The following is a 17,301-nucleotide window of genomic DNA, read 5'->3' on the forward strand; positions in this document are numbered from 1 at the left end:
GATTAACCGAATTCGCGCAGGCGCATAGCCAGTTTCTGGAAGAAGTTGGCCTGGCTGGTATCACGGTCTTCTTTACCGGTGATCACCACCGTCGCCGTCGTGCCCGATGGCCACAGATTCCCCTGCTGGTGGTCAAGGCGAATACGAACCGGCACACGCTGCGCCAGACGCACCCATTCAAGGTTGGAATCCACCGAAGCCATCCCTTTCGAGTCGCTGCTGCTGCTGGCGTTGGTTACCCCCGCAGCGATACTGTCCACCGTGCCTTTAATGGTTTTGCTGCTGCCAAGCGGGGTAATTTCCGCCCGGTATCCAGGGCGGACGCCTTCCAGTTTGGTCTCTTCCAGATAGGCCATGACGTAAAATGTATTCTCTTTGACCAGCGCCACCGCCGTGGAGCCGCGGGTGATAAATTCACCGGTATAGACGTTAAGGTTGGTCACCCAGCCATCCGCGGGGGCGCGAATCTCCGTGCGCTGCAGGTCCAGTCTGGCCAGGTCGCGGCTGGCCACCGCTTTCGCCAGCTGATGCTCAACGGTCTGCAGCACGTTGTTCGCCTGGTCAATCTCTTCCCGCGACATCGCCTGGACGCCAAGCTTATTACGCCGACCGGCTTCGACACGTTTTTCCTGGGCTAAGGTCTGATAGTAGGCGACATCGGCTTCCGCCTGCGCCAGCGCTTTTTGGTAACGAGGTTGGTCAATAACGAACAATACCTGGTCTTTCTTAACCAGTTGGTTATCCTTGACGTTTACCTGGGAAATCAGCCCGGAGACGTCGGGAGCAATGGCCACAATGTCGGCGCTAAAGCGCGCATCCCGCGTCCACGGCGAGGCGGTGTAGTAAACCCAGGCGCGGAAAATCGCCACGAAGGCCAAAATGACCAGTATCACGGTAATAGCGGTACGGAGGATATTTCTTGTTAGTGTTTTCACATCAACCTCAAACGAACAAGCGCGATATCAAATAAAAAAGGCAGCAATATAGCGCCGTATTAAACAGTGCAGGGTGCCAGACAAAATCGTAAATGCCGGTCGGAACCAGCAATCGGTGCACCAGCCAGAAGATGGCCAGCGACAAAAGCAACTCGAAGAAGATCGGCGGAAACGATAAGCCGAAAATCACGATGACAGGAAACAGACTCATGATGACCTTGAATAAGAAGCGTACAGGTAGTGAGCAGATGCGTTTATTATGTAGCTAACAATATATTAACGTAACGATTGCCGCATTATCTACAATGTGTGATCTAAATCACTTTTAAGCCAGAGTGAATAATGGAACGATTAAAGCGCATGTCCGTTTTCGCCAAAGTGGTCGAATTAGGTTCCTTCACCGCAGCGGCCCGCCAGCTTCAGATGAGCGTTTCCTCGATCAGTCAGACCGTCGCCAAACTGGAAGATGAACTGCAGGTGAAGCTGCTCAACCGCAGCACCCGCAGCCTTGGCTTAACGGAAGCAGGTAAAATTTACTATCAGGGCTGCCGTAGGATGCTGTTTGAAGCACAGGATGTCCATGAGCAATTATACGCATTTAACAACACCCCCATCGGAACGCTGCGTATCGGCTGCTCTTCAACTATGGCACAGAATGTTCTGGCGCGCATAACGGCGAAAATGCTGAAAGAATACCCCGGGCTCTCCGTCAATCTGGTCACCGGCATACCTGCGCCGGACCTGATCGCCGACGGTCTTGACGTGGTGATCCGCGTGGGCGCCCTGCAGGATTCCAGTCTTTTTTCCCGCCGTCTGGGCTCAATGCCGATGGTGTTATGCGCCGCGAAAAGCTATCTGGCGCAGGCTGGCAATCCGGAGAAACCGGCCGATCTTGCCGGGCATGCCTGGCTGGAATATAGCGTGCGGCCGGACAATGAGTTTGTCATTATCGCGCCGGAAGGGATCTCAACCCGCCTGACCCCGCAGGGGCGCTTTGTGACCAATGACCCCATGACGCTGGTGCGCTGGCTGACCGCCGGGGTGGGTATCGCCTATGTGCCGTTGATGTGGGCGATCGAAGAGATCAATCGCGGTGAGCTTGAGATCCTGCTGCCGAGCTACCAGTCCGATCCGCGTCCGGTCTACGCCCTGTACACCGAAAAGGATAAACTGCCGCTGAAAGTGCAGGTCTGTATCAATTATCTGACGGAGTATTTTGTCGACGTGGCGAAGATCTATCAGGGGATGCACGGCAGAGGGATCGCCCGCTGAAGCGGTTCCCGGCGACGCCGGGAACCCGCTCAGGATCAGGCAGTGCCGCCGACGGTAAGGTTATCGACCTTCAGGGTCGGCTGGCCAACGCCCACCGGCACGCTCTGGCCCTCTTTGCCACAGACGCCGACGCCGTTATCCAGACGCAGATCGTTACCCACCATCGAAATCTGCTGCATAGTCTCAATCCCGGAGCCGATCAGGGTAGCGCCTTTCACCGCCTTCGTGACCTTGCCTTTTTCGATCAGATAGGCCTCGGAGGTGGAGAAGACAAACTTACCGGAGGTGATATCCACCTGCCCGCCGCCGAAGTTAGGCGCGAAGATACCGTAGTCCACCGACTCGATAATCTCCTGCGGCGTGGACTGGCCCGCCAGCATATAGGTGTTGGTCATACGCGGCATCGGCAGATGGGCATAGGATTCACGGCGGCCGTTGCCGGTCGGCGCGACGCCCATCAGACGCGCATTGAGTTTATCCTGCATGTAGCCTTTCAGGATGCCGTTTTCGATCAGCACATTGTATTGACCCGGCGTGCCTTCGTCATCGATGGCCACCGAGCCACGACGGTCGACGATGGTGCCGTCGTCCACGACGGTGCACAGCTCAGAGGCGACTAATTCCCCCATATGGCCGCTAAAGACCGAGGTGCCGCGACGGTTGAAATCGCCTTCCAGGCCGTGACCGACCGCTTCGTGCAGCAGAACGCCAGGCCAGCCGGCGCCGAGCACCACCGGCAGCATCCCCGCCGGGGCGGCGACCGCCGAGAGGTTAACCAGCGCCATGCGCACCGCTTCTTTCGCCCAGGCGTCGGCCCGTACTTCGCCCTCCTGAGAGGCGAGGAAATAGTCATAGCCAAAACGCCCGCCGCCGCCGCTGCTGCCGCGCTCGCGTTTGCCGTCCTCTTCCACCAGCACGCTGACCGAGAGGCGCACCAGCGGACGAACGTCGGCGGCCAGAGTGCCGTCGGTGGCGGCCACCAGAATCAGCTCATAGACCCCGCTCAGGCTGGCCGAAACCTCCTGCACGCGCTGGTCCGCCGCGCGGGCGACTTTGTCTACCCGGCGGAGAATATCCAGCTTCTCTTCCCGGCTCATACTCTGCAGCGGGTCGATGCTGGTATAGAGGGCGCTGTGCTCTACGGCGCCGAGGGTCTGTACTTTGCCATTGCCAGTCTCGCGCACAATGGTCCGCGCCGCCTGGGCGCTCTGCTCCAGCGCCAGCTTGCTGATCTGGTCAGCGTAGGCAAAGCCCGTTTTTTCGCCGCTGACGGCGCGCACGCCTACGCCCTGGTCGATATTGTACGACCCATCTTTAATGATGCTGTCTTCCAGAACCCAGGATTCGTGATAGCTCGACTGAAAATAGAGATCGCCGTAATCGAGGCGGCGCTCGGTCAGTTGACCAAGAATGGCAAACAGGTCCTGATGATTCAGGCCATTTGCCGACAGTAATTGTTCACTTACCAGGTTCAGACTCATCGTTATGCTACTCGTTTGTTGCCGCCTGACAGGCGGAAATACAGAAGGCTATCTATTGAGATTGCGGCAATTCCCGGCAATCGTCAAATCATTGCTTTTTGTTGCTGCGCGCCTGGCGCAGCACTTCATTGATCTGCGGCTGGTCAATCGGGCCGGTGATGCGATAGCGCAGTATCGAGACTTTGTTCCACAGCGGCCCCAGCACCTTGCTGGCGGCAAACACCGCCGCGCCGACAATTGGGTTGACGGCGAAGGCCGCCGCCACGCCGACGGTCGCGGAGATCTCCGGCGCCACCACCGCCTGCAGGTCCAGATGACGACGCACCAGATCGACCGACCCTTTCATGGCAATGTCCGCCTCCAGGCCATCCACCAGCGTATCATCGGTATGCAGTACACCATCCTTAATCCAGGCCGTACTGTTAATCGAGTCGAAGTAAAATCCTTCGCTAAAGGTATCGCTGAAGTCGAAGCGCAGTTTGCGCAGCAGGGCATCGACGCTCAGCAAACGCAGCAGCTGGCCTGCGTGTCCGGTACTCAGGTCGGTAAACTGACCCTTGCCGAGGTGGCTTTTAATGATCCCATTGAGCGACGCGACATCGGGTGACCAGGGCGGCGCGCGCCAGTGCAGATCGTAGTCGATATCAAACGGCGAATCCTTCACCGGTGTGGAAACGCCAAAGAAATCCGCAAATTCATTCGTTTTATTGCCATGCAGTCTGCCTTTCAGCGAGGTGCGCACCCCGGAAGGGGCGTTAACCCACACGCCGTCGGTCGTCAGCCGGCCAAACCCGGTATCCACCAGGCCGTTGGAGAGCGTTAAGGTATCGCCCTTGATCGCCACATCGCCGTCGATACGGCCATATTTTTGCCCCCACAGCCAGCATTCCGCGCAGCGCAGCTGCAGATCGGGCCAACCGTGGAAATCCAGCCGCGTCTCCGCCTGCGGGGCCACGTTCTCCGTTCCGCCCTTGCCGCTGGCGCTGGCCGGGTTGAAATAGAGATAACGCACATTTGCCAGCCACGGGGCATTGTCGCGCATCGTCAGGGTGGCGTTGATCTCGCGCCCCTGCGCCTCAACCTGTGAACCGCCGGTGACCGGCTGCGACATCAGACTCACGTTGTTCCATTGCTGGCCGGCCAGCGCCAGCGACGGCGTACGCAGCACAATGCGCGGTGGAAAGAGGACGCTGCTGCTGACTTCATTCGCCGCGCCCTTCTGGAACAGCGCCAGCCACTGCGCGCCATCCATCGGCGGCAGATTGAGCTCAACGCCGGGCTGGTCGGGCAGCGGAGAGGGGCCTTTGCTGTCCGTCGTGAGGATCGCTCTGTCCAGCGTCAGCTTACGGTTCAGCAACCAGCGGCTGTTGATATGATTCTTCGCGCCAACGGATCCGGTCAGGTCGAAGCTGCTCAGACCGCCGGCAACGTTAATTTTGACCGGCAGGGGTTCGCCAGCGGACTTGTTGACCGGTGAAGGTAAGTGACTGCTCACATTCTTCAGATCGCCATTGATATCAACCTTATAGCTGGCATTGCCATGGTACGGCAGTTCGATAGCGACTTTACCCTCCCACGGAACGCTACCGCTCAGCGCCTCATTAACCGCTTTCGGCAGCAGCCCGGTGCGCGACGGCTGCCAGCTGGCGTTCATCCCGACATCCACCAGAAACGCTTTTTCGCCTTCGCGGGTGGAAAAATTGAGGTTCAGCGGCTGATTAAACCAGGTCGCGCTCAACGTTTGACTATTAAGATCGCCATTCACAAAGCTGAAATTACCGCTCAGGTTCTGCAGCGTGGTATCTAACGGCTTGATAAACAGATCGTTATTCTGCAGATGCACATCGCCTTTCGCGGTGGTCATTTCGCCATCGAGGGGAATGTTCAGATGTAAGCGAGCGCTTACATCACCATCCAGCTGCAGGGAATCCAGCGCCGCTCCCAGGGTCTCTTTCAGCGGCGTGGTGTTGAAATAAGGTCCCACCTCTTTCCCCGGGCCTTTGATATCGGCATCAATCAGCAGTTTTTCCTGCGCGTAATCCGGGATCGCGGCATCGAGATTGCTGGCGGTCACGTTGCCGAGCATCGCTTTCTCCGCCCGCATCCACAGGCCGCTGTTGATAAAATTAAGGTCGATATTCAACCCGGTCAGCGCCGGCCAGTCCGGTTGAAAAGCGAAAGTGGCATTCTTCAGCGGGACGTAAACCTGGAACTGGCCTTCGTTGTGCGGATACGGGAACAAATGTGGGTTGCCGCCATACACCAGCGTCGCATCGCGTGCCTGTCCGGCTTTAATCGCGCCGCTGAGATAGTCCACCAGCGCTTTGCCCATCAGGTTTTCCGGGAAGTAACGCCACGCCTGGCCGCCATCGTTGGTGCTGATCCCCGCCAGAATACCCAGCCAGGGATCGTCCCCCTGCGGTTGCAGATAGCGGAAGCCGCCGCGGGCGCGTACCCCCGTCGCCTGCACGTCAATATCGCGGCCATCAAGCATAAACCCTTTGTCATTTTTCACCCAGCTGAGGGTGGCTTCGCCAGCGGCGATCTCCAGCGGGGCCCGGAAAACACCGGTATACGGCATCAGCGCCTTCGTCATGCGCGCGCGCAGTTCCCCATGCTCAACGCTGCCATTCAGGCTGCCGGAAAAGTGTTCCGCTCCCGGCAGGAGTTTCCACTGCTTCCACGCCAGATCGCTCCACTGCGCCTGAAAGCGCGTTTTCTCCGTCGCCTGCAGGGGAATATCGAGAGCCAGCAGGTTGATTTTGCCGCTGGGCTGCGTGGTGCGCCAGAGTTCGCCCAATGAAGGCGCCAGCTTATCGGCAAACGGCTGCAGTCCGCTCAGACCGCTGAGGGCTAAGTTGCTGGCGCGAATACGTAATTCATCGCTACGCTGATGACCGTCGCCACCGACATCCTGCGCCGGGATCCACGCCATCGCCAGCGCGCCGCTTGGCCAGGGTTTATCGTCGATCGCGATCCGCGTATCGGGAATGTAGAAGCCCCAGCTCTGCTTGTCGTGGAAGAGATGCGCCGTCAGGTTATCCACTGACAGGTGATGAACCTCGCTATCCCCCTGCCAGCTGGCGCCCCCTTTTTTCAGCCATACGTCGCCGCTGGCCACATCGCCTTTTTCAATGGTCATCCAGCCTTCGAGGCTGAAGCGGGCGCTTTTCAGGGCGATATTGTCCTGCATCCAGCGGCCCAGCCAGGGCTTGACGTCAATATCGTCAGCCTGCAGCCAGACCCGGCCTTTGTTCAGCAGGCCATCCTCATCGCGGAGATCCATCCGCACCTGCATGACGCCATGCTGGCCGGTGAGACTGGAAAGGCTGAGCTGCCCCTCGGCGCGGTGACGGTTCCTGCCGTTAAGCCAGGTCAGCTGCGGGACCGCCAGCTCCGCCCGCTGACCGGAAATCGTCAGGAAGCTCAGATGGCTGTCGCGCAGAGTAAAGTGGTCGAACTGACGTAAAAAGAGATCGCTGACGCGGTCGGTTTTCAGGCTTTCGCCGCCGTCATTGGTCTGAATAGGGGTATTGGTATGGATCTGCAGCTGCCAGAAGGTGAGATCGCGGAACTGCCAGCGCATATGCAACAGACTCTGCCAGACGTCCAGCGCCAGGGTCACGCGCTTGACCGCCATTGTCCCGCCATCTTTCAGCCCGACATGAATATCGCGGACATCTAATGTTGGGCCAAAAGTTTGCCAGCTGGCGGCGATCTGCGAGGCATCCACCGGCGTGCCGGTGAGAGAGGAGATCTTCTCCAGCAGCTGCGGACGCCAGGCATCGAGCTGCGGCAACACGAGACGCAAGCCACTCACCAGCAGCGCGACGATAACAATCAGTGTTGCCACGGTGAGCAATAAAATCCCGGGCAGTCGCCTCACGCCTCTCTCCTTGTCAGCCGCACAATGACGCAGTGTTTTACATCATAACCACATCGAACTGCTCTTGATTATAGAGCGGCTCAATTTGTACCTTCACCTGCTTGCCGACAAAGATCTCCACTTCCGCCAGCGCATGCGACTCTTCCCCTTTCAGGGTTTCCGCCACCGCAGGGGAAGCATAGACCAGGAAGCGATCGGAATCATAAGCATGATGCACGCGAACGATCTCACGCATAATCTCATAGCATACCGTTTCCACGGACTTTACCGTTCCGCGTCCGTGGCAGGTCGGGCATTCGTTGCACAGCACATGCTCCACGCTTTCGCGGGTGCGTTTACGGGTCATCTCCACCAGACCCAACTGAGAGAAACCGTTGATGCTGGTCTTCACCCGGTCTTTACTGAGGGCCTGCTCCAGGGAGTGCAACACCCGCCGGCGATGGTCTTCATTGTTCATGTCGATGAAATCAATGATGATAATGCCGCCGAGATTACGCAAACGCAGCTGGCGGGCTATCGCCTGGGTGGCTTCGATATTGGTATTGAAGATAGTATCGTCAAGATTGCGGTGCCCAACAAACGCCCCGGTGTTGATATCGATGGTGGTCATCGCCTCGGTCTGGTCGATGATCAGATACCCCCCGGACTTGAGCTCGACTTTACGCTCCAGCGCGCGCTGAATTTCGTTCTCAACGTCAAAGAGATCGAATATCGGCTGACGGCCGCTGTAGTGTTCCAGCTTGCTGGTCATTTCCGGGATATATTCGGCGGTAAATTCGAGCAGCGCCTCGTAGGTCAGCCGCGAATCGACGCGAATCCGGTCGAGATGCGCGTCGGCAAAATCACGCAGCACGCGCTGAGCCAGGGCCAGCTCGCCGTACAGCTGATAGCGGGTCTGGTTGCGCTTTTTGCGCTCCATCACCTTGGTCCATACGCGCTTAAGATAGGCGGCATCGGCGGCCATCTCTTGCTCGTGAACGCCTTCCGCGGCGGTGCGAATGATAAATCCGCCCTGCTCGTCGCAGTACTCTGCCACGACCTTTTTCAGCCGCTCGCGCTCGGCTTCGCTTTCAATGCGCTGAGAGACCCCCACGTGGGAGGCGCCCGGCATAAAGACCAGATAGCGGGAAGGCAGGGTAATATCGGTGGTCAGACGCGCGCCTTTGGTACCGAGCGGATCTTTAACCACCTGGACCATCAGGTCCTGGCCCTGGCGCACCAGCTCCGAAATATCGCGCACGGTAAACTGCTTTTGCTCCTCACCGGCAACGCACTCGGTATGCGGCATGATATCGGAGGCGTGGAGGAACGCCGCCTTATCCAGACCAATATCTACAAAAGCCGCCTGCATTCCCGGCAGCACTCGGCTAACACGACCTTTGTAGATATTGCCTACTATTCCGCGTCGCGCTTCACGCTCAATATGGATTTCCTGCAGAATACCGCCATCAATATACGCAACGCGCGTTTCGGATGGCGTTACGTTCACTAATAATTCAGCCGTCATCTTTATCCCTTTTCTTTACGCAGTGAGTTAAAGTTACTGAGCAACTCATACGTTTCCACCAGCGGTAAGCCGACTACGGCGTGATAGCTGCCATTAATCTTCCTGACGAAACAGCCACCCAACCCTTGAATACCGTATGCACCTGCTTTATCTAAAGGCTCGCCGCTGGCCACATAATCGGCGATATCCTGCTCGCTGAGCGGCCGGAAGGTCACTTCCGTGACCACCAGACAATCCAGCGTCTGCTGCTTATCCGCCAGCGCCACCGCGGTCATGACCTGATGGGTTTGGCCGGAAAGCAGGCGCAGCATCGCTGCAGCGTGTTCGGCGTCGCGCGGTTTTTCCAGCACTTCGCCGTTCAAAATAACAATCGTATCCGCTCCCAAAACCGGCAAATCCCGCGATGCCAGCGCCACCCCGGCCTGCGCCTTTTCGCGCGCCAGGCGCACGACATAGTGCTGCGCGCTCTCCTGCGGCTGGCGCTGCTCCTCGATACCAGGAACCAGACGCTCGAACGCGAGACCAAGCTGAGTCAGCAGTTCCTGCCGACGCGGGGAACCAGAAGCAAGATACAGAGTTGTCATATCAACCTTATTGCACTGCAAATTGCTGACGCACTTTACGCATCAGCAGGAAGAGCCATGGCCAGAGGATACCGTTTACTACACTACTCCAGAATACTTCCGGACGGAAAGAGACGTTGATCACTAAAAACTCTGCCCAGAAAACAATGATATCCACGGCGAGGGATAACAGCATGACTACCAGCGCCTGTTGCCACAGCGCCAGGTTACGGAACAGCTGATACTTCAGCGCCACCAGATAGGCGACGATGCTTAAGGACAGCGCGCGAACGCCCAGCGTCGAGCCGCTGATGAGATCAAGAATAGCCCCCATCACGAAGCCCGTTCCCACATTCACCCGGTGCGGCAGCGCGAGGATCCAGTACAGCAGGATCAATAATACCCAGTTGGGCCGGAAAACGCTGATGTCCGCCGGCCAGGGCATAATTTGCAGCAATAGCGCGATAAGAAACGAGAGCCAGATAACCCAGCGTCCCTGGCTACGGTAACTTGCCACTATTGCCCCCCTGCAGGCTGCGACGGCTGAGACGGCGTCAGCCCGGTGGCGGGCGCCGGCATCTGCGGCCCCATCGCATCCGGCGCAGGCAACACCTGCGGCATCATCTGCATCAGGCGTTCGTTAGCCACCCGATGGACCTCTTCCGGGGTCATCGGGTTAGCGCCATTGCGATCGGCGCCCCACAGCAGCAGCAGATAGCGCAAACGCTGCAGACCGGCCGTCGGACGCGCCTGGATCACCGTGTAGGCGCGCTGGGTGTCCAGTTTCACTGAAGAGACAACCCCAACCGGGTACCCTTCCGGGAAACGACCGCCCAGACCGGAGGTCACCAGCACATCGCCGACGCGAATATCGGTATTTGCCGGCAGATGCTCAAGCTGGAGGTCGTCGGTGCAGCCGTTACCGGCGGCAATGACGCGAATATCGTTCCGCAGGACCTGGATTGGCAACGCATGGGTGGCATCACAGATCAGCAGTACCCGGCTGGTCATTTTCGCCACGGCTACGACCTGCCCCACCACGCCTTTATCACTGATAACCGGCTGGCCTTCGTAGACGCCGTTGACGCTGCCCTTATCGATAACCACCTGATCGCTGTAGGGGTCGTTGACCGTTGAGATGACCTGGGTCACCATTTTTTGCTCGTCCTGGCGCAGCGGCGAGCCAAGCAGTTCACGCAGGCGCGCATTCTCCTGCTTGTACTGGCCCAGCATCAGCAGATCGCTGTTTTTCAGCAACAGCTCCTGACGCAGCGCGCGGTTTTCCAGTTCGAGCTGGTCACGGGTAGCCAGCGTCTGCGATACGCTGTCGAGCAGTTCCCGGGGACCATTAGAGACAAAGTAGAAAGGGCTGACGGCTGTATCCATGTACGTTCTGATTTGACTGAACGTACCCAGGCGGCTGTCGGCGATAATCACGCCAAGCGCCACCAGCACCGCCAGAATAAGGCGAATCTGTAGCGAGGGGCCACGGCTAAAAATTGGCTTCATAGGCTATGCGTATTCTCGTGTCAGTAAAGACCAGGGGCAGCGCGGAAGCCACCCCGGACCTTCAGGCTGACTACTCTTCGCTAAACAGGTCGCCGCCGTGCATGTCGATCATTTCCAGCGCCTTGCCGCCGCCACGCGCTACGCAGGTCAGCGGATCTTCAGCAACCACGACTGGAATACCGGTTTCTTCCATTAACAGACGGTCCAGGTTGCGCAGCAGCGCACCACCGCCGGTGAGAACCATCCCGCGCTCGGAGATATCAGACGCCAGTTCCGGCGGGCACTGCTCAAGGGCAACCATGACCGCGCTCACGATGCCGGTCAGCGGCTCCTGCAGCGCTTCAAGAATTTCGTTTGAGTTCAGGGTGAAGCCGCGTGGAACGCCTTCCGCCAGGTTACGGCCGCGCACTTCAATTTCACGCACTTCATCGCCCGGGTAAGCCGAACCGATTTCATGTTTGATACGCTCAGCGGTTGCTTCACCGATCAGGGAGCCGTAGTTACGACGCACGTAATTGATGACGGCTTCGTCGAAGCGGTCGCCGCCGATACGCACGGAAGAAGAGTAAACCACGCCGTTCAGGGAGATAACCGCTACCTCAGTGGTACCGCCGCCGATATCCACCACCATGGAACCGGTCGCTTCAGAAACCGGCAGGCCAGCGCCGATCGCGGCCGCCATCGGTTCTTCAATCAGGAACACTTCGCGAGCGCCAGCGCCCTGCGCGGATTCACGGATAGCACGACGCTCAACCTGGGTGGCGCCAACCGGCACGCAGACCAGTACGCGCGGGCTCGGGCGCATAAAGCTGTTACTGTGCACTTGTTTGATAAAGTGCTGCAGCATCTTTTCCGTCACGAAGAAGTCAGCGATAACGCCGTCCTTCATCGGGCGAATCGCCGCGATATTACCCGGGGTACGGCCGAGCATCTGCTTCGCTTCATGACCCACGGCGGCGACGCTTTTCGGCGATCCGGCACGATCCTGACGAATGGCCACCACGGAAGGCTCATTCAATACGATGCCTTGTCCTTTTACGTAAATAAGGGTATTCGCGGTACCCAGGTCAATGGACAGGTCATTGGAAAACATGCCACGAAATTTTTTTAACATACTAAGGGATAATCCTGAAAGCTGGGGCGGAAAACAAAATCCGCTTACTTTACCAACCACACGCAGCAGCGACAAGGCGCAAAAATCACCTGCTGCGGTGAAAATTAGTGCAGTTCATTTCCTTTGTTACAAATTTTTCCGACTCCGTTCATTGCTGAAATCTTCAGCAGCGCTCCACGCCTGAATTTGTAACCTGTCAAAGGAGGGTCACTGGCATTTACATTGCGATGATCCGGCAGGTAGACAAGCACACCCCCTTCACGATGGCGCGCGTTATTCTACGTGAAATCACGCTAAACGGCAGATCAAACCGAGTATCTTTGCGAATATTTTTTCACATTTGTGTCAAGTGGCTGTGAGGCGGCAAAAAATTCCCCCTGCCCGCCCGTGACACCGCATTGGGACAGTACCAGCCACTCGCTGCGGCTGCGTACGCCCGTCGCAAAAACTTGCATAGGCATGCCTTTACAGGCTTCCACCAGGCTTTGCACCAGCAGCTGGTTCTCGCTGCGCTTTTCGATGTTGCGCGCCAGGCCCGGATGCAGTTTGATCAGCTCCGCATCCAGCTGCTTGATCCAGCTGGTTCCCACCAGGGTTAACCCTGCCTGAACCACCGCCACCCGAACGCCAAGCGCGTTAACCAACCGCATAACCGGCTGCAGACGGCCGATATATTGACAAACATCTGCCTCAGCAAGTTCAAAAATAATCCGTTGACGCTGCGATTTTTCACACTGCATCAGAGCATCGCGCAGCCAGCGCTGGAAACGCGGACGGATCAGCGACTCCACCGACAGCTGCAGCGCCAGATTCTCCTCGGGCCAGAAGCCTAAAAACGGCAGCAGGCGCGTCACCTGCAGGCGGTCATACTCCTCCGCCAGGCCAAACTGCAGCACCATCGGCATGTACTCGGCGGCAATTACCTCTTCTTTACCGTCGTACATCCGCGACATCAGTTCACGGTGATGCACCCGACCGTCGCGGGTGACGGCGGGCTTCTGGTACAACCGCGGCCCGCCGCGGCTCAGCATCTGTTCGATCAGCGTCCGCCAGCGAACGTTGCCGCGGCCTTTCTCCGGAAGGGTATCGTCATAGACCGACCAGCTGTTGCTGCCCTGCAGCACCGCGTTGCGCGTTGCCGCTTCGGCATGTTCCATCACTTGCGCCGCCGATTGTCCGCTGCGGAAAGAACAGATGCCGATATGCATCATATCGTCACGATCGAGGATCCGCGTCGGAGGCAGCGCGTCCATGGCTTTCAGCAGCAGCCCGGCGATACTATCCGCCTCTTTTAACGTGCGGTGCGGCAGCAGCACAGCGAAGTCGCTACGGTGATAGCGCGCCAGCAGCGCGCCAGGGTAACGCATAATAAAGGTAGAGAGCAGGTTGATAAGCGTGAAGTAATGTTCTTCGGCCGCCGCCCGCCCCCAGTTGTCCCGTAGCAGATCAAACTCCGGTAGACGGATCATCATCACGATGCCGTACGCCCCCACCTTCTCCTGATCTTCCAGCAGCGTGGCCAGCTGATTGTCAAAAAACAGGCGATTATTCAGCCCGGTTTTAGAATCCTGTGCCGCATAGGAGCGAATCAGCGTATCCATCCGGCTGCGCTGATCGCTGGCAAACTGCAGCTCCGACAGCAGCATATCCAGCGCGCTACTGGTGCTGGCAGGCCATTCATAGACTGAGCCGCGCACCTGCGGCCCGCGCTCGCCGCTCAGGATACGCGTGGAACGAAGCTCAAGCAGCTCCTGACCCGCCAGCTGGCGGCGGATCCAGCGGACGGCGAAGAAAATAATCACCACCATGAAGCCAATGGAGATCGACAGCGGGGCGGTAATCGACAGCGAACGGAAATAGTTCACCATCGGGTCAACGTAGACCAGATGCAGAGAGATACCGGGATGTTTCAACGACGGGACCGTGATCTCACGGAATTGCTCATGACTGCCAAGCGGGCGATAGCTGTCGGTTCGGGAGTGGCTGTAGAGCGGTTTACCGTTAAGCATGAAATCGATATGCACGATCTCTATCGGCGTCATCAGCTCATCCAGCTGCGGCTCAAGCTTATCAAAAGAGGTGGTGATGAGCCGGTTATCCAGCATGGTCGCCACCGCCTGAACCCGGTTTTCGACCTTGTTCTCAATGCCGTTGTAAAAACTCAGCGAAGCGCCAATCAGCGTGACAAAGATGGTCAGGCTAGTTAGCAGCGTGATAAAGGCTGAGAACTTCGTCGTTAATCGCATCCCTGTGTTAACTCCGCGAGTGAATGACTGCCCGATGAACCATCAGGCTCCCGTGCCGGCGCGCGCCTTGACGCTAGCATTAACCTTTTAAAGCGCGACGCATACTATCAAAGATGGCGAGTCTGGCAATGGAATGCGTATTATCGGCGAAAGTATGCCGATAGCGAGTATAGTCGGCAGAAAAAATTTGCCAATCGCCGCCCGCCTGCGGCCTGCGCCAGAAGCGCTTTAATTTTAGACGCTGGATGGCAAACCCGCGCCAGCGGCGCACATTATTGCCGATTTTCCGTCCTGCCAGCCTCCCGTCCGCTTTTTTCCCTGCTAAAGATGCCGGGTCAGGCGCGGTAAAGGAAACGTCTTGCGCCACTTTCCGATGATTCCTGGACGACCGCGCCCCTGCTTCGGCGGCGGCTCATGCTCCTAATGTGCAATTTTTCGTGACATATTCGCGATTCATCGCCGCCTCCGTCATGCTTAAGGAAACGCATGACGGAGGACACCATGAAAAGAAAAAAACTGACGGAAGCCGACGTCACGGCCGAATCCGTTTTTATGCTCCAGCGGCGCCAGGTGCTGAAAATGCTGGGCATCAGCGCGACCGCCCTTTCGCTTCCCGCCGCCGCGCAGGCCGACCTGCTGGACTGGTTTAAAGGCCATGACCGTCCACCAGCCCCGGCGGGCAAAGCCCTGGACTTTGCTAAACCCGCTGAATGGCAGGCTAAGCTGACGCTTACCCCGGAAGATAAAGTCTCCGGCTACAATAACTTTTATGAATTCGGCCTCGATAAAGCCGATCCGGCGGCGAACGCGGGTAGCCTGCGCACCGATCCCTGGACATTGACCATCGGCGGTGAGGTGGCGAAGCCGCTGACTCTCGACCATGACGATCTGACCAAACGCTTCCCGCTGGAAGAGCGTATTTATCGTATGCGCTGCGTGGAAGCCTGGTCGATGGTGGTCCCCTGGGTCGGCTTCCCGCTGCATAAGCTGTTGGCGCTGGTGGAGCCCACCAGCAATGCGCGCTATGTGGCCTTCAAAACCCTCTATGCTCCGGATCAAATGCCCGGGCAGAAAGATCGGTTTATCGGCGGGGGGCTGGCTTACCCTTACGTGGAGGGGCTGCGGCTGGATGAAGCGATGCATCCGCTGACGCTGCTCACCGTCGGGGTGTATGGCAAAGCGCTGCCGCCGCAAAATGGCGCGCCGGTCCGCCTTACTGTGCCGTGGAAGTACGGTTTCAAAGGCATTAAATCCATCGTCAGCATTGAACTGACCCGCGAGCGGCCGCCGACCACCTGGAACCTGGCGGCACCGGACGAATACGGCTTCTTCGCCAACGTCAATCCGCACGTCGATCACCCCCGCTGGTCGCAGGCCAGCGAGCGGTTTATCGGCGCCGGCGGCGTACTCGATGTCAAGCGTCAGCCAACCCTGCTGTTTAACGGCTATGCCGACGAAGTGGCGTCGTTGTATCGCGGCATGAATCTGCGGGAGAACTTCTAGTGCGTTTCACCGTCAAACAGATCGCCTGGCTGAAGGTTTTACTTCATCTGGCGGGTTTTTTGCCGCTGGTCTGGCTATTCTGGGCCGGACATCAGGGCTACTTTAGCGCCGATCCGGCCAAGGATATCCAGCATTTTACCGGCAGGATGGCGCTGAAGTTTCTGCTGGCGACGCTGCTGGTCTCCCCGCTGGCGCGCTATGCGAAACAACCATTATTGATTCGCGTTCGTCGCCTGTTAGGTTTATGGTGTTTCGCCTGGGCGACGCTGCACCTGACCAGCTATACCCTGCTGGAGCTGGGTATTAACAATCTGGCGCTGCTGGGCTCGGAGATTATCAACCGCCCCTATCTGACGTTAGGCATGGTCAGTTGGGCGATCCTGCTGGCGCTGGCGGTGACATCGACGCAGGCGATGCAGCGAAAACTGGGCCGCCGCTGGCAACTTTTACACAACTTCGTCTATCTGGTGGCGATCCTCGCGCCGATTCACTACCTGTGGTCAGTGAAGATCCTCTCGCCGCAGCCCATCATTTATGCCCTGCTGGCAGTGGCGCTGCTGGCATGGCGTTACAAGAAGTTCCGCCAGTGGTGGCGCTGAATCCCGTAATGTGCAGTTTCCCGCAGATCCTTTATCAACCGCGACTCTTTTTAAGATAGCGGTTGATAATCTTCCCTGATAAGACCAGTATTTAGCTGCCAATTGCTACGAAATCGTTATAATGTGCGACTTTGGCTTTCCTGACGGGGTTTTCTGACCCTGAAAAGGTGACAAGGGCGCATTGAAGGTATATGTTGTTTTTTACCCGAAAATGGCAGGAGATCGCCACACGATGGCAAAGAAGTTTCACATTTTGCTTTTGAATGGTCCAAACATTAACATGCTCGGTACCCGCGAGCCTGAGAAGTATGGTCCGCTCACGCTGGCGGAGATTGTTAACCATTTAACATCTGAAGCGGCGGCGCTGAATGTGAGCCTGGATCACCTGCAGTCCAACGCGGAGCATGCGTTAATCGACCGAATTCATCAGGCTAAAGACAACGTGGACTATATCCTGATTAATCCGGCCGCGTTCACGCATACCAGCGTAGCAATCCGTGACGCTTTGCTTGCCGTGAACATCCCGTTTATCGAGATTCACCTGAGCAATGTGCATGCACGCGAACCCTTCCGCCAGCATTCGTATCTGTCAGATGTCGCCGCTGGCGTCATCTGCGGACTGGGGGCGGACGGCTATTCATACGCTTTACAGACGGCGGTAAAACGCCTGTCACAATCACACTAAA

General features: G+C 57.7%; 15 protein-coding genes. 4 read left to right on the forward strand and 11 right to left on the reverse strand.

Features of this window, described 5'->3' with window-relative positions:
* Positions 1 to 2: 2 nt before the first annotated feature.
* Together aaeA and aaeX are read right to left on the reverse strand one after the other, a co-directional pair.
* The gene (aaeA, locus tag AC6CWS_RS18210) at positions 3 to 935 is read right to left on the reverse strand and encodes a p-hydroxybenzoic acid efflux pump subunit AaeA (protein WP_023291152.1); all 933 of its coding nucleotides are present in this window, start codon (positions 933 to 935) and stop codon (positions 3 to 5) included.
* A gap of 7 nt (positions 936 to 942) precedes the next feature.
* Complete coding sequence (gene aaeX, locus AC6CWS_RS18215) at positions 943 to 1,146, reverse strand: p-hydroxybenzoic acid efflux pump operon protein AaeX (RefSeq protein WP_002918640.1); 204 nt, start codon at positions 1,144 to 1,146, stop codon at positions 943 to 945.
* Between the two features lie 131 nt (positions 1,147 to 1,277).
* Between aaeX and aaeR the strand changes: the two genes are divergently transcribed.
* Positions 1,278 to 2,207 (forward strand): HTH-type transcriptional activator AaeR, encoded by a 930-nt coding sequence (aaeR, locus tag AC6CWS_RS18220; protein ID WP_002918641.1) that lies wholly within the window; start codon positions 1,278 to 1,280, stop codon positions 2,205 to 2,207.
* A 35-nt stretch (positions 2,208 to 2,242) separates the two neighbouring features.
* Here the strand turns inward: aaeR and tldD are convergent, their stop codons facing one another.
* The 9 genes from tldD to AC6CWS_RS18265 form a co-directional block, all read right to left on the reverse strand.
* The gene (gene tldD, locus AC6CWS_RS18225; RefSeq protein ID WP_004206236.1) at positions 2,243 to 3,688 is read right to left on the reverse strand and encodes a metalloprotease TldD; all 1,446 of its coding nucleotides are present in this window, start codon (positions 3,686 to 3,688) and stop codon (positions 2,243 to 2,245) included.
* An 88-nt stretch (positions 3,689 to 3,776) separates the two neighbouring features.
* Complete coding sequence (gene yhdP, locus AC6CWS_RS18230) at positions 3,777 to 7,574, reverse strand: AsmA2 domain-containing protein YhdP (RefSeq protein ID WP_102004656.1); 3,798 nt, start codon at positions 7,572 to 7,574, stop codon at positions 3,777 to 3,779.
* Between the two features lie 37 nt (positions 7,575 to 7,611).
* Positions 7,612 to 9,081, reverse strand: a complete 1,470-nt coding sequence (rng, locus tag AC6CWS_RS18235) for a ribonuclease G (RefSeq protein ID WP_004206239.1) — start codon at positions 9,079 to 9,081, stop codon at positions 7,612 to 7,614.
* A gap of 2 nt (positions 9,082 to 9,083) precedes the next feature.
* Complete coding sequence (locus AC6CWS_RS18240; protein ID WP_023291155.1) at positions 9,084 to 9,665, reverse strand: Maf family protein; 582 nt, start codon at positions 9,663 to 9,665, stop codon at positions 9,084 to 9,086.
* Between the two features lie 7 nt (positions 9,666 to 9,672).
* Positions 9,673 to 10,161, reverse strand: coding sequence for a rod shape-determining protein MreD (mreD, locus tag AC6CWS_RS18245; protein WP_002918648.1), 489 nt, complete (start codon positions 10,159 to 10,161; stop codon positions 9,673 to 9,675).
* Positions 10,161 to 11,153 carry a rod shape-determining protein MreC gene (mreC, locus tag AC6CWS_RS18250; RefSeq protein WP_004206242.1) on the reverse strand — a complete coding sequence of 331 codons (993 nt, stop codon included), beginning with the start codon at positions 11,151 to 11,153 and terminating at the stop codon, positions 10,161 to 10,163. Before mreC ends, mreD begins: the two co-directional genes overlap by 1 nt.
* Before the next feature lie 70 nt (positions 11,154 to 11,223).
* Positions 11,224 to 12,267, reverse strand: a complete 1,044-nt coding sequence (gene mreB / locus AC6CWS_RS18255; RefSeq protein ID WP_002918653.1) for a rod shape-determining protein MreB — start codon at positions 12,265 to 12,267, stop codon at positions 11,224 to 11,226.
* Between the two features lie 305 nt (positions 12,268 to 12,572).
* Positions 12,573 to 14,513, reverse strand: coding sequence for an RNase E specificity factor CsrD (csrD, locus tag AC6CWS_RS18260; protein WP_044524921.1), 1,941 nt, complete (start codon positions 14,511 to 14,513; stop codon positions 12,573 to 12,575).
* A gap of 79 nt (positions 14,514 to 14,592) precedes the next feature.
* Complete coding sequence (locus AC6CWS_RS18265) at positions 14,593 to 14,784, reverse strand: hypothetical protein (protein WP_032429221.1); 192 nt, start codon at positions 14,782 to 14,784, stop codon at positions 14,593 to 14,595.
* 230 nt (positions 14,785 to 15,014) lie between these two features.
* Here AC6CWS_RS18265 and msrP point away from each other — a divergent pair, with 230 nt between their 5' ends.
* From msrP to aroQ, 3 genes are all read left to right on the forward strand, one after another.
* A complete protein-coding gene (gene msrP, locus AC6CWS_RS18270; RefSeq protein ID WP_032454192.1) occupies positions 15,015 to 16,016 on the forward strand; it encodes a protein-methionine-sulfoxide reductase catalytic subunit MsrP in 1,002 nt (333 codons plus the stop codon).
* The gene (gene msrQ / locus AC6CWS_RS18275; protein WP_023291158.1) at positions 16,016 to 16,615 is read left to right on the forward strand and encodes a protein-methionine-sulfoxide reductase heme-binding subunit MsrQ; all 600 of its coding nucleotides are present in this window, start codon (positions 16,016 to 16,018) and stop codon (positions 16,613 to 16,615) included. Before msrP ends, msrQ begins: the two co-directional genes overlap by 1 nt.
* A gap of 232 nt (positions 16,616 to 16,847) precedes the next feature.
* Positions 16,848 to 17,300: a type II 3-dehydroquinate dehydratase gene (gene aroQ / locus AC6CWS_RS18280; RefSeq protein ID WP_023291159.1), complete on the forward strand. Its 453-nt coding sequence runs from the start codon at positions 16,848 to 16,850 to the stop codon at positions 17,298 to 17,300.
* Position 17,301 lies beyond the last annotated feature (1 nt).

This window comes from Klebsiella sp. M041 (assembly GCF_059759695.1).